Below are 19,985 nucleotides of genomic sequence, written 5' to 3' on the forward strand. Positions count from 1 at the left end.
ATGGACGGCGATCAGCCGAACAGGGCGTCGATGTCGGCTTGGCTGATGTTGCCCATCTCCTGATGGTCGGCGGGGCCGTGCAGCTCCAGCGTCTCGTCCATCTTGGTGACGGTGGGCGGCAGCGGCATCGCCTCGAACTCGCGCTTGTTCCAATGGCTCATCATCGCGTCGACGCGCTCTTCGATGAAGGACAGGGCGCGGACGACCTTGGTGATGCGCTGGCCGGTCAGGTCCTGGAAGTTGCAGGCCTCGTAGATGCGGACGATCACGTCGTTCATGTCGTTGACGCGGTCGGCGTGGTAACCCTCCGGCAGCGACGATTTCAGTTCGTGAACGACCTCCTCCAGCTCCTCGGCGCAGGCCATGATGGTGTTGGTGGCAGCCTCCGTCGCCGAGACGACGGCGTTCAGTTCCTGCGACGCCTGCACGAACTTGTCATCGCCGGCCAGCGGGTGGCGGATCGCCGCCATCTCCACCTTGGTGGCCTTGATGCGGCCCGAGATGTCGGCGATCTCGACCTGGATCTGGTCGATCTGCTGGGCGTCCATGGTCAGGAAGCGGTCGAGCTTCGCGCCGAGGTCGCTGATGGCGCGGATGACGTCGCTGTTGTCCACCGTGACCGGGCCGGACGGCAGCGACGCCAGCGCCGGCGCCAGGGCGGAGGCGTCATCCACCACCGCCTGATAGGGATTGCCGGTCCGGCGGGCCTTCTGAAGCTCCGCCATGAAGGGTTTCGAAAGATTCCTCATGCGGGCTGCGCCTCTTTCCGAAGGGACGTCCGGGGCATCCGCGCACGCCGGCCCGTCTGGTCAGGATTGCCCGCCAAGGCCGGCATCGGCCCGGCGGGCGACGATCGTCATAACAAACTTCACGTCCCAATTCGCCCGCCGATTGGAGCGGCGGCAACTCTTCACAAATCCGACGCCGGACCGTCTTGTCGACCGTGAGGTCAGCCGAACAGGGCGTCGATGGCCGCCTGATCCAGCGGCGCCGGAGGCTCGTCCGCCGCGGGCGGCGGGGCGGCCGCCGGCTTGGCAGCCGGGGCCGGCTTCGGGGCGGGCTTGGCCGCCGAGGCCGGCTTCGGCACCGGCTTCTTGGCGGCGGGCGCCGGAGCCGGAGCGGGGGCCGGCGGAGCCGCGGCCGGGGCGGGACTGTCGAACAGGCTGTCGATGTCCGCCTGGCTCGCCTTTGCCGGAGCGGCCGGAGCCGGGGCCGGGCTGTCGAACAGGCTGTCGATGTCGGCCTGACTCGCCTTGGCTCCCGTCTGGGCCGCGGCCGCCGGGGCAGCAGCCAGAGGCGGAGCGGGCGGTGGTTCGGGAGCCGGCGGCGGAGGCGGTGCCGCCATCGCCGGGCTGTCGAACATGCTGTCCACGTCGGCCTGGCTGACGCCGAGGCCGTCGAGCTGGGGACCGTTCAGCAGATGGGAGTCCGGCCGGGTGTCCGTGTTCTCCTGCGCGATCTGGAGGCCGGCGAGCTTCTCGACGCCCCAGATGTTGATCATCGCGTTGACCCGCTGCTCGATGTAGCGGAGCGCGTTGACCACCTTGCTGGTGCGCTGGCCGGTCAGGTCCTGGAACGAGCAGGCGGTGAAGATGTTCGTCACCTCCCCCTCGATCTCGGAGCACAGGCCGGGATCGGCGCCGTCCGCCTTCAGCTTGCCCGACAGGTCCATCAGCCGCTCGGCGGCGTTCAGGATCTCGAAGGACGCGCGTTCGGTCGAGATGACGATGGCGTCCAGCTCGTTGGTGGCCGAGGTGATCTTGTCGCCGCCGGCATCAGGCGGACGCAGGGCTGCGACCTCGCGCCGCGCCTGCTCGATGGAGGCAGCCATCTCCATCAGTTCGAGCCGCAGCACCTCGACGTGCTTGGAGGCTTCCACCACCTCGCTCTGCTGATGCCAGGAGCTGCGGAACTCCAGCAGCATCTTGCGCACCTCCTCCGCCGCGGCCCCATGGGCCCGGCGGTGGAAGCGGCGCAGGAAGGCTCGCCCCTTGGTCGTGCGGGCGATCGCTTCCTCGATCTGGTCGAACTCTTCCTCGGAAAGCTGCGGAAGCTGATCCAACCCAACCACTCCTTACCCGCCGATGACGGCCTGGATCTTCTGCTTCAGGGTGTCGGCGTTGAAAGGCTTGACGATGTAGTTGTTCACACCGGCCTGCTTGGCGGCGATCACGTTCTCGGTCTTGCTTTCGGCGGTGACCATGATGAACGGGGTCGAGGCGAGCTTGGCGTCGGCGCGGATCTCCTTGAGGAGCTGCAGACCGGTCATCGGCTCCATGTTCCAGTCGGAAATGATGAGGCCGAACTTGCTCTCGCGCAGCTTCTGCAGAGCCGAGACGCCGTCGCCGGCCTCGTCGATGTCCGTGTAGCCGATCTGGGTCAGGAGGTTCCGCACGATGCGCCGCATGGTGGCGTAGTCATCGACGACAAGGATCTTCATCTACGCGTCTCCGCATTCTTCCGTTGCTAGGCCCCGGCCCGGCGTTCAGCCGCCCGGCGCGGCATGGCGTGCGCCGGGGTCGGTCTGGTCCGACTGTGATGCCTTAAGTCTGCCGAAAAGTCATCCCTCACGGCCACAGTGACGCACGCCCGTAAATATCGGGTTACCAAGACCGCCGAATTTCAGCCGCGCCCCGACGCGATGTGGCATCGCTTCCAAGGCACGGACGCGCGTTCGGCGGCGGTCCGAGCGGACATACCCCTGCGCCGGGTGGGGACCTTGCCAGATTTCACAGGCGAACGCACGGGCTGATTCTCGCGCGATGCGCCTTCCACCCACCGTCCATGGTCCATCCCGGGCCATTCCCCTCAAGCGATGATCGGGGACGTCGCCTGCCTCAGCCATTGCGTCACGGCGGCATCCCCCTCACCCGCGAGCCGCGGCTCCAGCGCCTCGCGCACCTGGGTGTGGTAGGCGTTCAGCCAGGCGATCTCCGCCTGGGTCAGCAGCGCCGGCTCGACCAGATTGCGGTCGATGGGGGCCAGGGTCAGCACCTCGAACCCCAGCATGGGCCGCTCCGCCATCGGCAGGTCGAGCGGCTGGACGACGATCAGGTTCTCGATGCGGATGCCGTAGGCGCCGGTCTTGTAGTAGCCGGGCTCGTTGGACACGATCATCCCGGGCTGAAGCGCCACGCTGTTCGGCACCTTGGAGATCCGCTGCGGCCCCTCGTGCACCGACAGGTAGCTGCCCACCCCGTGGCCGGTGCCGTGGTCGTAGTCGAGTCCCAGCGACCACAGCGGCAGGCGGGCCAGCGTGTCGAGCTGCGACCCGGTGGTACCGCGCGGGAAGCGCGCCGTGCTGACGGCGATGTGCCCCTTGAGGACCAGCGTGAAACGCTCGCGCATTTCCGGGGTCGGCGCGCCGATGGCGATGGTGCGCGTCACGTCGGTGGTGCCGTCCTGATACTGGGCCCCACTGTCCAGCAGGAACAGGCTCCCCGGCTCCAGCCGGCGGTCGGTCGCCTCCGACACCCGGTAATGGACGATGGCGCCGTTCGGCCCCGCCCCGGAGATCGTGTCGAAGCTGAGGCCGCGGAAGCGGTCGTTGGCGCGGCGGAAGGCCAGCAGCCGGTCCGCCGCCGCGATCTCCGTCACGGTGCCCGACGGCGCCTCCCGCGACAGCCAGTGCAGGAAACGGACAAGCGCCGCGCCGTCGCGGGCGTGGGCGGCGCGGGTGCCGGCCAGCTCCGCCTCGTTCTTGCAGGCCTTGGGCAGGGCGCAGGGATCGGGGTCGCGCTCCAGCTTGGCGCCGGCCATGTGCAGCCGGTCGAAGATCCAGGCCGAGGTGCCGGCCGGGTCGGCCATCACCTTGCGCCCCTCGCGGCCCAGCCCGTCGAGCGCGGCGCCCAGCTCGTCCGGGGGGCGCACGGCGACCTGGTTGCCGAGGTGGGATTCCACGCCCGGCGCCAGCTTGCGGCGGTCGATGAACAGGTCCACCTGCCCGTCGTCCTTCAGGATCGCGAAGGACAGCGGCAACGGCGTGCAGGGCACGTCCGCGCCGCGCAGGTTGAGCAGCCACGCGATGGAGTCGGGCTGGGTCAGCACCACGGCGCCGATTCCGTTGCGCGCCAGATCGCCGGCGATGCGGGCGCGCTTGTCGGCGGCGCTGTCCCCGGCAAAGACAAGGTCCTGGGCGACCACCGGGGCCAGCGGGGCCGGCGGCTGGTCCGTCCACACGCGGTCCACCGGGTTGTCCGGGCAGGGCACGAGCGACAGGCCGATGCGCTCCAGCTGCTGGCGGGTGCGCTCCACCCAGCCGGCGGTGTGCAGCCACGGGTCGTAGCCGAGCCGCCCGCCTTGCGGCAGCGCCTCCCCCACCCACTCGGTCAGCGGATCGTCGACCAGATGCCGGTATTCGTAGAGATCGCCCGACACCTCCGTCTGGACCTGGAGGGTGTAGCGCCCATCCACGAAGATGGCGGCGCGCTGCCGTCCCACGACGGCGTGACCGGCCGATCCGGTGAAGCCGGTCAGCCAGGCGAGGCGCTGGGCACGCGGCGGCACATACTCACCCTGATGCTCGTCGCCGCGCGGCACGATGAAGCCGTCGAGATCGGCGCGCGCCAGGACGCCACGCAGGGCGGCGATGCGGGCGGCGTAATCCGGCGCCGCGGCGGGTCGGCTGTCCGCGAGTTCGGCCTTCAGGGCGCGGAGCTGACCGGCGAGATCCTCCGGGAGCCGCGCCCCGACCAGGACCATCCAGTCGTCAGGGTCCTCCCCCTCCGGCGCGGCGAGCACCCCGGCGACGAGGCTGCGGATGTCCGCGGGGGTTTGGGGCAGGCCCGCTTGGGCCAGGAGTTGCGCCAGGGTTTCGTCGCCGCGGTAAGCGCTGGACACGGGGGCTGATCCTCATCCGGTGAAGCCGACCGCGACAGGCTAGGCAGGGGCACCGCACCGCGCAAGCGCGGGAAAGGGCATAGGCGCACGAATGGTCACCCCTTGACGTGCATTCCTCGGATGTTCGTGAAGATCGGCACCAGGGCGACGATGCCGCGCGCGATACCCTCGACAGACAGAAATCGCGCCATCCGATCTCCGAGACTTCTCCCACCACTTCCGGATGTGTATGCTGCGCTCCAGATGATCCGTTCGTCGGGAAGCGACCGCGAATGGCGGCGCGTAGGCCGGTGAATACCCTGCGAGCCTGGATGCGGAACTGACGCAGTATTGACGCAGGACCGAACTTGGCTTGACCTTGTGATTATAGGAAATGCACGAGGCACCCTCGAATGGAGCGCACAATGCCTGACAAAGCATTCAAAAGCACTTTGATCGCAACACTTTCCTCAATATTTTCTGTTGCGCCAGTTCTATTCATAACGCTTCACAGCGATGATCCCGTTCACAACATATTAGCAATTCCCTTTCTGACGGGAGGCTTATGCTTTCTAACGGCTCTGGCAATCCTGCTTTACAAGAACAAGCATCGATAAACTCATCCCCCGTTCCCACGGGATCGAACAGGCGGCAAGACTCATGCCGGCACTGGGCTGACATGACCCGGCCGGCACGACCACCGAACCGCTGAAGGGTTCGGGTTCAAAGCCCTGAATCGTCTGGCAGACCCAGCCGCTCCAGGACGCGCTTGCGCGCAAGGCCGCGATCAACGTCGGGCACATGGAGCAGGCCGCCGATGCGGCGCAGCAGATTGGCCTCCAGGTCGTTCAGCTCGCCGTCGGCGTAGGCGACCTCCCACAGCATCTCGATGATCCACAGCCGCTTGTCCGGCGGGCAATGGTCGTTGATCACCGTGACGTAGCGGTAGTAGGGGGAGGCGCCTTCCGTATCGAACACGGCGGCGGACAGCAGGTCCTGCGCCTCTTCCTCGCTCAGATGGAAGTGGCGGCGGGTGACGTCGAGGATGCGCTCGCGCTCCGCCGGGGAAATGGTGTTGTCGGTGCGTGCGGCCTCGACCAGAAGGGCGGCGGCGGCGGCCTCCAGCCTGTGGCGGTCGTCGCCGGGGTCGTTCTCCTGGAACAGCGCCCTGATCCGGTTCAGCATCGGTCCTCCACGGGTCGTCCATATGTCCGGAAAACATTGGCGGCGGGAGGACCGAAATCCAGGGGCCTCAGCCCTTTACGGCCTTCCGCTTCGGGCGCTTCACCACAAGGGTGGTCCATTCGCCGACCGGGATGCGCGCAACCAGATGCAGGCCCTGGGTGCGGTGCGCCTGGATGACGTGGCGCTCCTGCCGGTTCAGCAGGCCGGCCAGCACGGCGACCCCGCCGCGCTGCAGATGGCGCTTCAGCTGCGGCGCCATGCGGGCCAGCGGACGGGCCAGGATGTTGGCGGTGATCAGGCGGTAGGGCTTGTGCTTGCCCACGATGGCGGTGTGGTAGCCGTCGCCGCCCTGCGAGCGGATGCGGGCCTTCACCCCGTTGAGCGCGGCGTTGACGCGGGTGACGCGCACCGCCTCCGGGTCGATGTCCACGGCGGTGACGGGCACCCGCCAGCGCTTGGTCACCGCCAGCGCCAGGATGCCCGAACCGCAGCCCATGTCGAGCGCCCCGCCCCGCCCGGCGCGCGGCAGGCTCATCCGCCGGGCCAGCCGGTCCAGCGCCATCAGGCAGCCCTTGGTCGACCCATGCTCGCCGGTGCCGAAGGCGGTGGCGGCGTCGACCAGCAGCGGGATGCTGCCCGCCGGGACGAGCCCCTCATGGTGGGAGCCGTGGACGAAGAAGCGCCCGGCCTGGATCGGCGGGAAGCCCTGGTAGCTGTGCGACACCCAGTCGATGAGCGGCAGCTCCTCGATGATCAGCTTGGGCTCGGGGATGCCCATGGCCTCGGCCAGAACGGCAACGCGGGCGTTCAGCCGCGGCTCGTCCGGCTGCCCGTAGACCGTCGCCTCGACCAGCCAGTCGCCGTGCTCCTCCAGCTCGAAGGTGGACACCGCGTCGGCGTGATCGCCAATCGCCTCGGCAAACGCGGGGGCGTGGGCTTCGGGAATGACGAGCGCGATGCGCCAGAGCTTGGAGGAGGACATGGGAAGGTCGCCGATGATGGGGTGGTCGTTGTCTGGTGGGAGACTTAACCACAGAGACGCCGAGACACAAAGATTTCCTGCGGCCGGGCTGGATCGGCCGCAGCCTGCGACGTTTTGGCCGAGGAAAGCACGGCACAGGCTCGCCGCCGCTTTTCTTACCACTTTTGAGTGGGCACACTGCACCCGGAGATCAGCGGATCAGGGGTTCCGCAAGAGCAAGACGGGGGAGACGGGCTTGATGCAGCGTGTTCGCAAGGCGGCCAGGGCATGGATGGCGGCGCTGGTGGCGTCTTCAGGAGCGGCGATGCTGTCGGGCTGCGCGCTCGATCCGGCCGGGCTGGCGATCGGAGCCATGAACGCGGCGAGCATGCCGTCGGAAGCGTCCCTGGTGGCCGATATGGTCCCCTCCTACCGGGGCACGGGCTGCCAAGCCCTGGCGTCGCTCCAGAAAGGGTACATCGACCAACTGCCCACGGTGGACCCGGCGTACCGCGAGGCTGTGGTGGTCAACATCAAGGCGGTGCGTCAAGTCATGGCGGAGCAGCGCTGCGCGGAGGGTGGAGGCACGGGGGCGGGTGCGGGCTCCGCACCGGCGACGACCGTCACCACCGGCCCCAATGGCATCGGCGGAGCGGTGGCCGGCACGGCCGCTCCCGCCGCGGCACCGGCGAGCGAACCGCAGGGAGCGATGGGAGCGGCTGTGGGCCCGTTGACCGCCCAACTGGCGCAGGCCTTGGGGCTGGAGTCGCCGCGCGGCCTGGTGGTGACGACGCTGCTCCCGGGCAAGGCGGCCGAGCTGTCGGGCATCCGCGGCGGCGACGTGATCCTGGAGGTGCGCGGCGTCGCGGTGGATGATGTGATGCAGATGCGCCGTGTTCTGGGCGTGGTGCCCAGCGGGCAGAGCGTGCTGGTCAAGCTGTGGCGCGCCCGCGAGCCGCGCGAGCTGATCGTCGGCCCGATCATCAGCACGACCCCGGCCCTGCCGCCGGGAGCCGTGTACGCCGATGCGCCGGTCCTGCCGGCCGCGCCGGTGCGCGAGCGCTTCTGCGTGGCCCAGGTGACCGGTTCGGGCCTGTTCTCGAGCAGCGTGCATTCGCCGCTGTTCACGGTGCGCAACGACGGCAGCGAGGCGGAAAGCGCCAAACTGACGACGGCCTTTTGGGAGGCGGCGCGGAAGGCTCAACCCGGATACTGGCTGGCGCCGCACCCGCAGCCGACCTGCACCCGGGATTCGAAGGTCTGCACGTCGGTCAGCGCCGATTCCGACGTGCTGATGATGCTGTGCGAGACCGACCGTGGGAAGGGCGTGGAGATATACGAAGCGCTGCGGCGGGACAAGCCGCAGACCGAACTCCCCTGGTCGCCGCCGGCGTCGTGAGGCGAAGCCGGCGGGGTCACCGCCCCGACAGCCGGTCCGCGATGTCGTGCATCCCCTGCTCGCGCAGGATCGCCTGACGGTGGCGGATGAGGCGGCGGGCCAGCGCCTTCTCGACCTCGGCGCCGCCGAGCAGGCGCCCCTGCGGATCGCGCAGGTGGGTGGCGAGGTGGTCTGCCAGCAGCGCCTCCTTCCTCGGGTCGCGGCGGTCGAGCGGCTGGGTGCCGTTCAGCGAGTGCTGGATGCGCTCCAGGAGGACGGCGCGGCAGCACGGCGCGCGCCCCTGGACGATCAGCGCCCCGACATGGGCCAGCAGCGGGCTGACCGGCTCGCTCTTCGGCTGCGGGTCGCGGCCCAGGATCAGGTCGGCCAGCGCGCACAGCCCCAGGGCGAGGTTCGGCTGCGCGCCCAGAAGCTCCTTCACCAGCTCGGCGGAGCCCAGCGCGTCGGCCATCACCCCGTCGAGCAGGGCGAGGTGCCGCGGCTCCACCTCCGGCCCGATCAGGTCGAGCAGCATCTCCAGCTTACCCGCCAGCGAATTGCGGTCGGCCAGATGAAACGTGAGCTGGCTGAGGAAGGCGAAGTCGTGCCCCTCCTCCCCCACCGCGGCGGCAAGGGCGCGGCTGGAGCGGGACAGGTCGGCGGGATCGAAGGCCGGCAGGGCCTTGCGCTCGGCCTGGAAATCGCGGGCGCGGGTCATCACGATGTCGGCGAAGCCCCGCAGCTCGCGCGCCCGCGCCGGCACGGCGACGCCGTGGCGGTCCGCGTGGTGGCGGGCCACCGCCTGGAGCGCCGCGCCCAGCAGCAGGCCCTGCTCGTCGAGCTTGCGCAGGTAGGTCCAGGAATGGAGAAGCTCGGTCGGGGTGATGCGGAACTTGTCGAGGAAGGGGCGCAACAGCCGGCCGGTGACCACCCGCGACTCGAACCCGTAGAGATCGCCGGGGGCCGTGCAGCAGGGTGCGCCCTCCGCCGTGCCGCCCAGCGCCATGGGCTTGTCCTTCACCACAGGAACGGCCTTCTGGAAGATCACCGTCTCCAGCGACAGCCCGGCCAGCGAGCGGAACTTGATGGCCTTGACCTCCTCCACCCCGCTGACCGCCAGCCAACTGCGGGCGGAGGCCAAGGCCCGGCGCTCGTCGTCGTAGGTCCCTTCGATCGTCCAGCGCCCCTCGCGGCGGATCTGGACCTCGAACGCGGTGCTGCTCTTGCCGAACACTGGGCGGGTTCCGTGGCTGTGGGCACGATGTCTGTGCACAACCAGTAGCCGAACCCGGACGCCCGACCTGTGACGATCGTCACCGCGGCGGAGCGCTGCGGCAATCGGTCACCGTGCCTTCAGCAATCCACCATCCTCAGCCCGCCTTCTCCGCCGGCACCACGAAGCTGTCCATCACCTTCTTGCTGCCGGCCTGATCGAAGTCGATCTCCAGCTTGTCCTGGTCGACCGTCGTGACGGTGCCGTAGCCGAACTTCTGATGGAACACCCGCGCTCCCTTCGGGAAGGGTGCGTTCGGACGGGCGCGGGGAGCGACCTGATAGGAGCCGCTGTCCAGCGTGATGGTGCGCGGCGACGGGGACTGCTGCCGGCCCGCCGCCTGCTGGCCGGCGCGGAAGGCGGCGTAGCTCGACGAATCGCGGAAGCTCCCGCCCCCGCCGAAGCTATTGCCAGCGTTTCCGCCGGGGTAGAGGCCGCTCGCCGCCTCCGCCTCGACGTCGCCGCCGGGGATCTCCTCGACGAAGCGGGAGGGGATGGCGCTGACCCAGTTGCCGTAGAGCCGCCGGTTGGCGGCGTGGCTGATGTAGGCCCGCTTGCGCGCCCGGGTCAGCCCGACATAGGCGAGGCGGCGCTCCTCCTCCAGCCCGGCGATGCCGGTCTCATCCAGCGCGCGCTGGTTGGGGAACACGCCCTCCTCCCAGCCGGGCAGGAAGACCATGTCGAACTCCAGCCCCTTGGCGCCGTGCAGGGTCATCACCGTGACCTGATCGACGCCGGCGGCCTCGGCGTTCTCCATGACCAGCGCGACATGCTCCAGGAAGCCCGACAGGTTCTCGAACTCCGCCATGGCGGTGATGAGTTCCTTCAGGTTCTCCAGCCGGCCCGGCGCCTCGGGCGTCTTGTCCTCCTGCCACATGCGGGTGTAGCCGGACTCGTCCAGCACCATGCGGGCCAACTCGGTGTGCGGCATGGTCGCCGACAGGGTGCGCCAGCGGAAGAAATCCTGAAGCAGGGTGCGCATCACGCCGCGCACCTTGGGCTTCAGCTCGTCCGTCTCGGTCAGCGCCCAGCCCGCCTCGGTCAGCGGCATCCCGCGCGAGCGCGCCGCCTGATAGAGGCATTGCAGGGCCGCCGGGCCGACACCGCGCTTGGGCACGTTGACGATGCGCTCGAAGGCCAGATCGTCGTCGGGCGAGTTGACGACGCGCAGATAGGCCATCGCGTCGCGGATCTCCTGCCGCTCGTAGAAGCGCGGGCCGCCGATCACCCGGTAGGGCAGGCCCAGCGTGATGAAGCGCTCTTCGAACTCGCGGGTCTGGAAGCCGGCGCGGACCAGGACGGCGATCTGGGCGAGCGAGACGCCCTGGCGCTGCAGCGCCTCGATCTCGTCGCCGACCCAGCGGGCCTCCTCCTCGCCGTCCCAGACGCCGCGCACGCGCACCGGCTCGCCACCGTCGGCCTGGGTCCACAGCGTCTTGCCGAGCCGCCCCTTGTTGTTGGCGATCAGGCCGGAGGCCGCGGACAGGATGTGCCCGGTGGAGCGGTAGTTCTGCTCCAGCTTGACCACTTTGGCGCCGGGGAAGTCGGCCTCGAAGCGCAGGATGTTGCCGATCTCGGCGCCGCGCCAGGCGTAGATCGACTGGTCCTCGTCGCCGACGCAGCAGATGTTCTTGTGGGCCTGCGAAAGGATGCGCAGCCACAGATACTGGGCAACGTTGGTGTCCTGATACTCGTCGACCAGGATGTACTTGAACTTGCGGTGGTATTCCGCCAGCACGTCTGGGTGCTTCTGGAAGAGCGTGATGTTGTGCAGCAGCAGGTCGCCGAAGTCGCAGGCGTTCAGCGTGCGCAGCCGCTCCTGATAGGCGCGGTAGAGTGCCACCACGCGCCCGCCGGCCACGTCGCCGCCGTCACCCTCGTTCAGCCGGTCCGGGGTCAGGCCGCGGTCCTTCCAGCGCTCGATCACGCCCAGCACCTGCCGCGCCGGCCACTTCTTGGAATCGACGTTCGCCGCCTCCAGAAGCTGCTTGATCAGGCGGATCTGGTCGTCGGTGTCGAGGATGGTGAAGTTGGACTTCAGCCCCACCAGCTCGGCGTGGCGGCGCAGGATGCGCGCGGCCAGCGCGTGGAAGGTGCCCAGCCACCAGCCCTCCGGCTCGATCCCCACCAGATGGGCGACGCGCTCGCGCATCTCGCGGGCGGCCTTGTTGGTGAAGGTCACCGCCAGGATCTGGAAGGCGGCGGCCCGGCGCGTCATCAGCAGATGGGCCAGCCGGGTGGTCAGCACGCGGGTCTTGCCGGTGCCGGCGCCGGCCAGCACCAGAACCGGGCCGTCCATGGCCTCGACCGCCTCGCGCTGCACGGGGTTCAGCCCGTCCAGATAGGCGAAACGCTGCGCCGGCGCGGAGGCCGGGGCGCCCGCGTGGCTGAGGGGATCATGGCCCAGCGGATCGTCGTAGGCGTAGGGATCGGACATGCGGCACCGGATTTCCTGGGTGGGCTCCCCCGCGGTCGGGAGACGCCCTTCATCGAAAGAGGACACCGTATATAGCACGCCCCCCGGCGCATCGAACCCCTTCCCTTGACGGAACGGCCGGGGCGCTCCGCCGATCGGCATGGGACTAGGCCCATGGGCCGAGATCGGCGCAGCCGGCACTATGTCCGACACCATAGCGCTTGTCTTATCACAATGGCCCGAAGACACATCGGCCATAAGAGCCCAAGAATTGTCCGCAGTCACAGACAAATCACAGGCAGAACCGAATTCAGGACCGATTGATTATTCCCGGTGAGACATTCGTGAATGGTTCGTTGGACGGTTTGTCTTATTTCGGCTTAGGGCATATGCCCATTGCGAGACATAATTTTTCCTTTGGGGAAATTTTCTGTTCCGCAAATCCGGGGTAATGTCCAATCAGATCGTGGCACCCCGGAACCAAACGGACAGCCGCGGAGAGCGGCCCTCCCCCCGGACCGGATGTCCACGGAGGCGCCAGACGAACGACCGAATTGAAACAAACAGAGGGCGGGTAGGAACAATGGACCCCGTGAACGTTTTCCTGATCGACGCGAACAAGCTCTTCCGCGAAGGCATGAAGCGTCTGTTCGAGAACACGCCCTTCAAGGTGATGGGCGAGGCCGGCACCCTGCGCGAGGGCGTCCCCGCGGTCGAGGCGGCGGGCACCCAGCCCGACCTGGTCCTCATCGACCTCATCAACGGCGGCGAGGACGAGGCCGAACAGCTCCGCGCCCTGCGTGACGGCCATCCCGGCATCCGCGTCGTCATCCTGACCACCGACCTGTGCACCCGCCGCCTGTCGGGCGCGCTCGGCGCCGGCGCCCACGGCTACCTGATGAAGGATATCGCCTGCGAAGCGCTGATGCAGTCGCTGAAGCTGGTGATGATGGGCGAGAAGGTGTTCCCCACCCATCTGGCCGAGCTGCTGATCAACGGCCGCAGCGAAGAGCTGGCGACCGAGGTCCCGGCCCGCCGCAAGGGCCTGTCCCAGCGCGAGATCCAGATCCTGCGCTGCCTGCTGAACGGCAACTCCAACAAGATGATCGCCAACCACCTCCACATCACGGAGGCCACGGTGAAGGTCCATCTGAAGAGCCTGCTGCGCAAGATCAACGCCTCCAACCGCACCCAGGCGGCCATCTGGGCGCTGAACAACGGCATCGGCGATCAGCCGGCGGAAGCCGCCGGGGTCAGCGCCGGCGTGGTCTGATCCCGTGGTCTGATCCATCGTCCTGCTTCTTGCGGTTCTGCCTTCCCGGCACCCACAACGCCGGCCGCGCCATCCCGCGGCCGGCGTTGTGGCGTCCGGAGCACCCGTTTTGGGTGTGGCGGCACGCCATAAGTGGTGCGCCATAGGACCAAAGGCCCTCTTCCGCCTCGAAATGATGATGGCTATTTCGGCAATACGCTCCGAATTTGTTTGGATCGCAGCCCCGACACGATGAGCATCATGGAATCCAGCGCGGAAAAGCCGACCCTGAACGTTCTGCTTGCCGACGACCACCTGCTGTTCCGGGACGGGCTGCGGCGTCTGCTCGCCCAATCGGACGACAGCATGGTGTTTCACGAGGCCGGGACGTTCGACGACGTCCGCCGCCTGTGCGACGGCGCCATCGCCTTCGACCTGATCCTCCTGGATCTCGGCATGCCGGGATGGAACGGCTTCTCGCTGCTCGGCGAGATCCACCAGCGGCTTCCCAAGGCGCTGCTGGTCGTGGTGTCGGGATCGGAGAAGCGGTCGGACCTGCTGGCCGCGCTGGAGAACGGCGCCGCCGGCTTCATCCCGAAGTCGAGCAGCGCGAAGGTGCTGATGGGTGCCCTGCAGCTCGTGCTGGCCGGCGGCGCCTATCTGCCGGAACAGGCGATCCGCGGCGACCGGATGGCCGACAGCGCGCCGCACGCCGGCAATGGCGGGGGGGACGCCGATCCGCTGGGCTCCCTGGCCGATGGGGCGGGCGACCAGTTGACCCCGCGCCAGCGCGACGTGCTGAACCGCCTGCGCGACGGCAAGTCAAACAAGCAGATCGCGCACGAGCTGGGCCTGACCGAAGGCACGGTGAAGGTGCATGTAACGGCGATCCTGCGCCAACTCGGCGTGCGCAACCGGACCCAAGCGGCGATCACCGCGAACGGTCTCTGACCGGTCGCCCCTTCGAGGCCTCGCCCTCTCAGGCCCCTCCCCTCTCCACCGAAGCGACCAACGCGGCGAGTGCGCCGCGGATGGCCGATTCGTGCTTGGCGGGCAGAACCTGCTGGCCGGGAACGGTCACCACCGTCAAGGTGCGGCAGCCGGTCAGGCGCTGCTCCAGAAAGGACGCGCCCGCAAAGCCGTCCGGCACATCCTTCCCTTGCACCAGCGTGACCGGCACACGGACCGCGTCGAGCACGGGCGCCATGGCCTGAAGCTCCGCTGCGCTGTCGCGGACGACCGGCGGCAGGATGCGCGCGGCGATGCGGCGGAACACGCCCGGCCGGGCCGCCTCCTCGGTCATCGGGTCGATCAGCAGAAGGCCGCCGACCAGCTCCGGAAAATCAAGCACGGCCCGCAGCGCCACCGGCACGCCGCTGCCGCAGCCGATCAGCAGCGGCTTGCGCGAGCGTCGGAGCGCCAGAAGCGGACGCAGCGCCGCCGCCGGCACGCCGGGATCGGTGCCGCGCAGGCGGGAGGCGCCGCTGATCGGCGCCGGATCGGGCCGTGGCACGGCCACCCATTCCTGCCCGGCCGGGACGGCGCGCAGCAGGCGGGTCCAGGCCCGGGATTCACTCGATGCCGCATGGACCAGGATGATCCGCCGCCCGGCGGGATCGCCGGCGACGAAGCAGCCCGGCCCCACCTCCCGCGATGCGCCGCAGCGTGACGTCGGCGCCTCGCCGGGCGATGACGGCACGATGCCGAACGCGGCTCCGGCGGGCCGCCCGGCGCTGCTGTGTATGGTCAAGGCTCCGCTCCCCGATTCCCGAACATGGTGCGGAGATCGTCTCCGCCGATTGACAGGGAGCCTAATGGAGGGTTTGCAGCCTTGTCCCGTACCATAAAAAGGCCCGAAATGGCGCGAACGGTGGCAGCAAATCCCGAAAATCGCAGGTTTTTACCCCAATTGTTGTGCAGTCCCGCCATTACCGGCGAAATCCGCACAAGAATTGGGACCATCAAGGGCCGAAAAGGTCAGTGAGCCGGCACCATCAGTGAATGGTGTTGCCGTCGGGAAGCGCCTCGACCGGACGGTCGTCGCGCGGCTCGGACGGGCGGTGCAGCTCGCGCATCAGATCCCGCCAGTCCGGCGAGCCGCCGAGCTGCTGGATCAACTGTGTGGAGAAGGCGAAGACGGCCATCTCCAGCGGCCCGTTGTCCTCGGCATGGGCGTTGACGGTCAGGCAGGACTCCGCGGCGCTGACGAAGATGGCCGACGCGATGGCCACCCCCGGCCCCGGTTCGGGCAGCGGCACCGGCACCGGGGCGGACCCGGTGGTGCGCAGGGCCGACAGGTTCTCCACCAGCAGGCGGGTGCGGATGGCGGTGTCGATCGCCGCCCCCATGGTGTAGCCGGCCTCCGACTCCGCGGCGGAGCGCAGCAGGCGCAACCCCGCGATCACCCCATGGGCGACGTCGGCGGTGCCGGCGCGCTTGGCCGCTGCGGCGATGGCGGTGCCAAGGATGGCGGTGACCACCGGTGCCATGCTCTCGGCGTCGTCGCCCATGACGGCGGCGTCGGTGGGTTCTTCGTGGTTCTGGACCTCGTTCATGCGGCCTCCGATCCGGTGATACCCTGGATGGCGTGCGGCGCGGACCCCGGTTCCCTGCGGAACCGCTTTTTGCTCAAAGGTCCCTCTTTCGATCTGTGGCCTTTCCGGAGGGCATTCAAGCCGCCGGAAGTCGGGAAGGGGTGAATCTTTCGATGCGCCACTTTCGCCGATCCCTCCTCTGGGCGAAGCCACCCTCCATCCCCACATGTGCGGGCAAAAGGAGAAACACCCGATGCCCTTCCTCAGCCTTCTTCTCAACATCCTGTGGGTGGTGACCGGCGGCATCTGGATGGCCGCGGGATGGCTCCTCGCGGCCATTCTGATGGTCATCACCATCGTCGGCATTCCGTGGGCGCGGTCGGCCTTCACGATCGCCTGGTACACCCTGTTGCCCTTTGGACAAACCGCTGTCCGCCGGGATGAGTTCCGTGGCCGCGAGGACATCGGCACCGGCCTGCTCGGCACGCTGGGCAACATCCTGTGGTTCGTGCTGGCCGGCTGGTGGCTGGCGCTCGGCCATCTGGTGGCTGCGGTCGGCCTTGCCATCACCATCATCGGCCTGCCCTTCGCCTGGGCGCATCTGAAGCTCGCCCTGCTGGCCCTGTGGCCGGTCGGCACCGAGATCGTGACGGTGGACGAGGCGGAATCCCGCCGCCGTTTGCTCGGCCGCGGGGCCTACTGAGCGGAGCGTTCCCGCTCCGCCATGCCCTTCAGCATGACCGAGGCCCGCCAGAAGCCGAGGTCCGCCCCATCCACGAAATGGACGTGCCGGTCGGCGGCGAGGTCGCCGACCAGACAGGTCACCGTGGAGGCCGCCGCCCGCGCCGTGCCGTAGCGGATGCGCCCGGCCGCCGCGTGGGCGGCCAGCATGGCCTCGATGGCGGCAGCCTCCGTCTCCGTCACGTCGAGGACGAGGCGCGGCCCGCCGGCCGATTTGCGGAAGTCCGACCGTTCGGCCATGCCACGGCGGTAGCGGTCCGGATCGAAGCCGGCCACCCGCCACCCGCCGCCCAGAATCGCGGCGAGCAGCGCGGATTTCCCGAGAAGCGACAGGGCGCAGGCCAGCCGCCGCCCGCGCGGGCGCGTGCGCGCCTCCAGCCACAGCGACCGCCAGGAAGGCGGCCAGCGCACCGCCAGCCGTTCGCCCATGCCGAGCGGCGCCGCCGTGGCGGTCGGCACGATCCGCTCGATGTCGGCCTGGACCCGGGCCAGCACCGACAACCCCGGACCGCCACCGGGCAACGGGTCGACGATCACGCACAGGATCACGCCGCGTCCGCTGTTGACCGGGTTCCAGCGGCAGGACACGCCCTCCAGCCCGGTCAGCGGGCCGGGCCGCGGCTCCAGCCGCCAGCGCGGATCGGCCTTCACCCAGGCGTCCGCAGCAGTGACCCCGCGCCCCAGGAACAGGCCAAAGGCGTCGCCGTTGCCGAAATCCTGCAGGGCGACCAGCACCTCCAGCCCCTCGTCGAGAAGCGCCCGCACGGGCACGAGGCCGACCCGCAGCGGCACGTCCATCTCCGTCCCGGCCCAATGGGCGAGCGCCGCCAGCGCCCGCTCCGCCGCCACCCGGCGGCCCGGCGGGACGGCGGCGATGGCGCCGTCCCCGCCGAACTGGCAGGCGGCGGGCTGCTCCGGCTCCCGCACCGCCTCGGACAGGACGGCAACCACCGCGGCGGCGACGAAATTCACATCGCGATGCCGCCCCTCCGCGGCCAGACGGGTGCTCGCCACCACGTCGGCGACGGCCAGCGACCAGTCACCGTCCAGCGCCGCGTAATGGGTGGGATCGGCGGCTTCGGCGGTGAAATCGTGGATGGACGGCAGGGGCATCGCCTTGCTCACGCCATGAGGTTCCGGGAACGGGCCGCTCCAGTCTACGCCCCGGCCCGCGCCCTGTGAATCACCCCCGTGAAGCGTTCCCTGAACCCATCCGCAATGGACCCATCCCGGATTGTCGGTCCGACCCGTCCGTTCCATCGTGCCGCGGTCCAATCCGGGGAGGAACGCCATGGGATTCGCGAGCGACTGGAAATCCGCCAAGACGGCTTTTGAAACCGCCACCGGCAAGAAGAAGCCGAGCGCCAAGTTCATGGGCGTCTTCCACAAGTCCGGGCTGGAGGACGTGACCAAGGCACTCGACACCGCCCTTGGCAAGAGCGATGCCAAGGCGCTGGAGAAGGCGCTGCTCGACTATGTGAAGAGCGCCACCGCCTATCAGACGACGCTGGAGAAGTCGGCCAAGGCCGAGGGTGTCGCGACCATCGCGGCGGAGCTGAAGAAGCTCGGGCAGTCGCTGGACGACATCGGGCGCCGCGCCGGCGTCGCCGTCAACGAGCGCATCGCCGAGATGCGCGAGGACGCCGAGGCGGAGAAGGCCAGGGAGGCCGAGGAGCAGGGCAAGGCCGCCCGCGCCATCGCCGACAAGGTCGCGGTGCAGATCGACGGGCTGCTGAAGACCACCAACGCCGACATCAAGCTGCTCGACCAAGCCGCCGCCAACGCCGACCTCGCGCTGCGCAACGTTCTGGAGGCGCAGGGGGCGGGCAACGCCAAGGAGGCGAAGGCTCAGGCCGCCGCGGTCCAGGCCGCCGCCAAGACGGTGGACGCCCAGGCCAAGAAGGTCGCCGCGACCGCCGCCCAGGCCGCCAAGCTGTTCTCGCAGGCCAAGGCCGCCGTCGCCAAGATGAAGCTCGACCCCAAGCAATATGGGGGACGCGACCCGGCCCAGGGGGCCTTCGACCGGGCCGACGCCATCGTCATGAAGCTGGACCAGCTGAAGGACGACACCGCCGAGGCCGCCAGCGAGGCGGCCGGGATCGTCAAGGAGGCCGCCCAGGCGCTGAAGGGCGCCCTGGACCTGCGCGCCACCTATCTGGCGAGCTGCCGCAAGCTGGCCAAGCGGGCGCAGGACGCCGACTCCTTCTACGACAACATCGCCCGCGACGTCGGCGGGCAGGCCGACCGCGCGCAGCAGGAGCAGATGGTCGCCGAAGAGGCGGAGGACGACAAGCGGGCGGCCTCGATCAAGACGGCGACCTTCTACATCACCCAGGTGCGCCAGCAGGCCGCCCAGGCGAAGAAGGAGATCCTGGCCGCCGCCAACGAGATCACCGGCACCCGCAAGTCCTTCCCGGCCATGGTTTCCGACAAGGACCCCGACTTCGGCCCGCTGCTCGCCGAGGCGAAGGTGTCTCTGGACGGGTTGAAGGAATCGCACGCCGCCCTGACCAAGGCCGAGACCAAGATCGACAAGGTTGAGACCGCTCTCAAGAAGCTGGGGTAACAGGACCGCGCAACGCCTCCCGCGCCGCCCGGAAGGACGCGGGAGGCGTTGCGCGCGTTCACATCATGACTTCGGTCAGACTGTCCATCATCTCCCGCTCGTGCTCGATCAGCATCAGCTCCTCGCCCATGAAGTCGCGCATGGATACGACGCCGATGACGTGTCCGTCGCGGACGACCGGCAGGTGGCGCAGGCCGTGGTCGGCCATCCGGCGCAAGGCCTCGCCCACCGTGATGTCGTGGGCCGCGGTGACCGGGCACGGGGTCATCACCTCCGACAGCCGGGTCTGATCCGGGTCCAGCCCGTCGGCCACCACGCGGTCGGTCAGGTCGCGCTCGGTGAAGATGCCTTCGATCTGTTCGTCGATGGAGGCGGTGACCACGACGGACGCCACATGGGCGGCCTTCATCTGCCGCGCGGCATCCCGCACCGACGCCCCCGCCGGAAGGCTGACCACGCGGCGGCGGTTCAAAAGATCTCCGATGTTGCGATGCATCATGGCTTTCCTCCTCCAAGTGCGGATGTTTTGGAAGACCACGGCGGCTGTTTTCATTGGTCTGACCGCCGCGCCCGCGCCCAGTCGTCGGCTCGCGCCTCCTTTCGCTGTTCATTTGCGGATGCGAAAAGAATGCCGCACCTGCGAAATGCCGAAACGGGCGAAATCTGTCCACAGACCTATTTATCAAGTGTTGAAAAAGGTAATCACTTTCTCACCACTTGACGAGCGAAGCCACCGCAAAACAACGTCATGGTTGCCATGACCGCGCAACATGCGACAAAACCACTCACCATTGCCCGACGGTGGTGGTTCTGGCATGGAAAATCAGACCATTTTCGCTGGCGGATCAAGCTTAACCATTA

The 19,985-nt window shown here is 68.7% G+C and carries 17 protein-coding genes; 5 read left to right on the forward strand and 12 right to left on the reverse strand.

The window, feature by feature from the left end; translation table 11 throughout:
• Positions 1–11: 11 nt before the first annotated feature.
• The 6 genes from ACFPMG_RS09720 to ACFPMG_RS09745 all read right to left on the reverse strand — a co-directional run bounded on the left by ACFPMG_RS09720 (position 12) and on the right by ACFPMG_RS09745 (position 6,985).
• The gene (locus tag ACFPMG_RS09720; protein WP_014241238.1) at positions 12–749 is read right to left on the reverse strand and encodes a protein phosphatase CheZ; all 738 of its coding nucleotides are present in this window, start codon (positions 747–749) and stop codon (positions 12–14) included.
• A gap of 200 nt (positions 750–949) precedes the next feature.
• Positions 950–2,071 (reverse strand): protein phosphatase CheZ, encoded by a 1,122-nt coding sequence (locus ACFPMG_RS09725; protein WP_376994943.1) that lies wholly within the window; start codon positions 2,069–2,071, stop codon positions 950–952.
• Between the two features lie 3 nt (positions 2,072–2,074).
• Positions 2,075–2,440, reverse strand: coding sequence for a chemotaxis response regulator CheY (locus ACFPMG_RS09730; RefSeq protein WP_014241240.1), 366 nt, complete (start codon positions 2,438–2,440; stop codon positions 2,075–2,077).
• Positions 2,441–2,808: 368 nt separating this feature from the next.
• The gene (locus ACFPMG_RS09735; RefSeq protein WP_376994944.1) at positions 2,809–4,839 is read right to left on the reverse strand and encodes a M24 family metallopeptidase; all 2,031 of its coding nucleotides are present in this window, start codon (positions 4,837–4,839) and stop codon (positions 2,809–2,811) included.
• Between the two features lie 702 nt (positions 4,840–5,541).
• Complete coding sequence (locus tag ACFPMG_RS09740; protein ID WP_149648405.1) at positions 5,542–6,003, reverse strand: tellurite resistance TerB family protein; 462 nt, start codon at positions 6,001–6,003, stop codon at positions 5,542–5,544.
• A gap of 67 nt (positions 6,004–6,070) precedes the next feature.
• A complete protein-coding gene (locus ACFPMG_RS09745) occupies positions 6,071–6,985 on the reverse strand; it encodes a 50S ribosomal protein L11 methyltransferase (RefSeq protein WP_376994945.1) in 915 nt (304 codons plus the stop codon).
• Positions 6,986–7,223: 238 nt separating this feature from the next.
• Here ACFPMG_RS09745 and ACFPMG_RS09750 point away from each other — a divergent pair, with 238 nt between their 5' ends.
• Complete coding sequence (locus tag ACFPMG_RS09750) at positions 7,224–8,363, forward strand: PDZ domain-containing protein (RefSeq protein ID WP_376994946.1); 1,140 nt, start codon at positions 7,224–7,226, stop codon at positions 8,361–8,363.
• Positions 8,364–8,379: 16 nt separating this feature from the next.
• Here ACFPMG_RS09750 and ACFPMG_RS09755 read toward each other — a convergent pair whose 3' ends face one another.
• Positions 8,380–9,576 (reverse strand): hypothetical protein, encoded by a 1,197-nt coding sequence (locus ACFPMG_RS09755; protein WP_376994947.1) that lies wholly within the window; start codon positions 9,574–9,576, stop codon positions 8,380–8,382.
• Positions 9,577–9,712: 136 nt separating this feature from the next.
• Entirely contained in the window at positions 9,713–12,052 is a 2,340-nt protein-coding gene (locus tag ACFPMG_RS09760; protein WP_376994948.1) for an ATP-dependent helicase, read from the reverse strand.
• A gap of 562 nt (positions 12,053–12,614) precedes the next feature.
• Between ACFPMG_RS09760 and ACFPMG_RS09765 the strand changes: the two genes are divergently transcribed.
• Both ACFPMG_RS09765 and ACFPMG_RS09770 read left to right on the forward strand, forming a co-directional pair.
• Complete coding sequence (locus ACFPMG_RS09765) at positions 12,615–13,304, forward strand: LuxR C-terminal-related transcriptional regulator (protein WP_376994949.1); 690 nt, start codon at positions 12,615–12,617, stop codon at positions 13,302–13,304.
• A gap of 240 nt (positions 13,305–13,544) precedes the next feature.
• Positions 13,545–14,234 (forward strand): LuxR C-terminal-related transcriptional regulator, encoded by a 690-nt coding sequence (locus tag ACFPMG_RS09770; protein WP_376994950.1) that lies wholly within the window; start codon positions 13,545–13,547, stop codon positions 14,232–14,234.
• Positions 14,235–14,262: 28 nt separating this feature from the next.
• Here ACFPMG_RS09770 and ACFPMG_RS09775 read toward each other — a convergent pair whose 3' ends face one another.
• Positions 14,263–15,033, reverse strand: coding sequence for an alpha/beta fold hydrolase (locus ACFPMG_RS09775; RefSeq protein ID WP_376994951.1), 771 nt, complete (start codon positions 15,031–15,033; stop codon positions 14,263–14,265).
• Between the two features lie 244 nt (positions 15,034–15,277).
• Entirely contained in the window at positions 15,278–15,838 is a 561-nt protein-coding gene (locus tag ACFPMG_RS09780; RefSeq protein ID WP_183177929.1) for a hypothetical protein, read from the reverse strand.
• A 232-nt stretch (positions 15,839–16,070) separates the two neighbouring features.
• On the opposite strand from ACFPMG_RS09780, the gene ACFPMG_RS09785 reads away from it, so the two are divergent.
• Positions 16,071–16,520 carry a YccF domain-containing protein gene (locus tag ACFPMG_RS09785; protein ID WP_353857817.1) on the forward strand — a complete coding sequence of 150 codons (450 nt, stop codon included), beginning with the start codon at positions 16,071–16,073 and terminating at the stop codon, positions 16,518–16,520.
• Here ACFPMG_RS09785 and ACFPMG_RS09790 read toward each other — a convergent pair.
• The gene (locus ACFPMG_RS09790; RefSeq protein ID WP_376994952.1) at positions 16,514–17,683 is read right to left on the reverse strand and encodes a DUF3095 family protein; all 1,170 of its coding nucleotides are present in this window, start codon (positions 17,681–17,683) and stop codon (positions 16,514–16,516) included. The genes ACFPMG_RS09785 and ACFPMG_RS09790 overlap by 7 nt on opposite strands.
• Before the next feature lie 166 nt (positions 17,684–17,849).
• On the opposite strand from ACFPMG_RS09790, the gene ACFPMG_RS09795 reads away from it, so the two are divergent.
• On the forward strand, positions 17,850–19,124 hold the full coding sequence (locus ACFPMG_RS09795; protein WP_376994953.1) for a hypothetical protein: 1,275 nt from the start codon (positions 17,850–17,852) through the stop codon (positions 19,122–19,124).
• A 58-nt stretch (positions 19,125–19,182) separates the two neighbouring features.
• Here the strand turns inward: ACFPMG_RS09795 and ACFPMG_RS09800 are convergent, their stop codons facing one another.
• Positions 19,183–19,623, reverse strand: a complete 441-nt coding sequence (locus ACFPMG_RS09800) for a CBS domain-containing protein (protein ID WP_376994954.1) — start codon at positions 19,621–19,623, stop codon at positions 19,183–19,185.
• Between the last annotated feature and the right edge of the window lie 362 nt (positions 19,624–19,985).

Source organism: Azospirillum himalayense (assembly GCF_042657465.1).
Lineage (GTDB): Bacteria > Pseudomonadota > Alphaproteobacteria > Azospirillales > Azospirillaceae > Azospirillum > Azospirillum himalayense.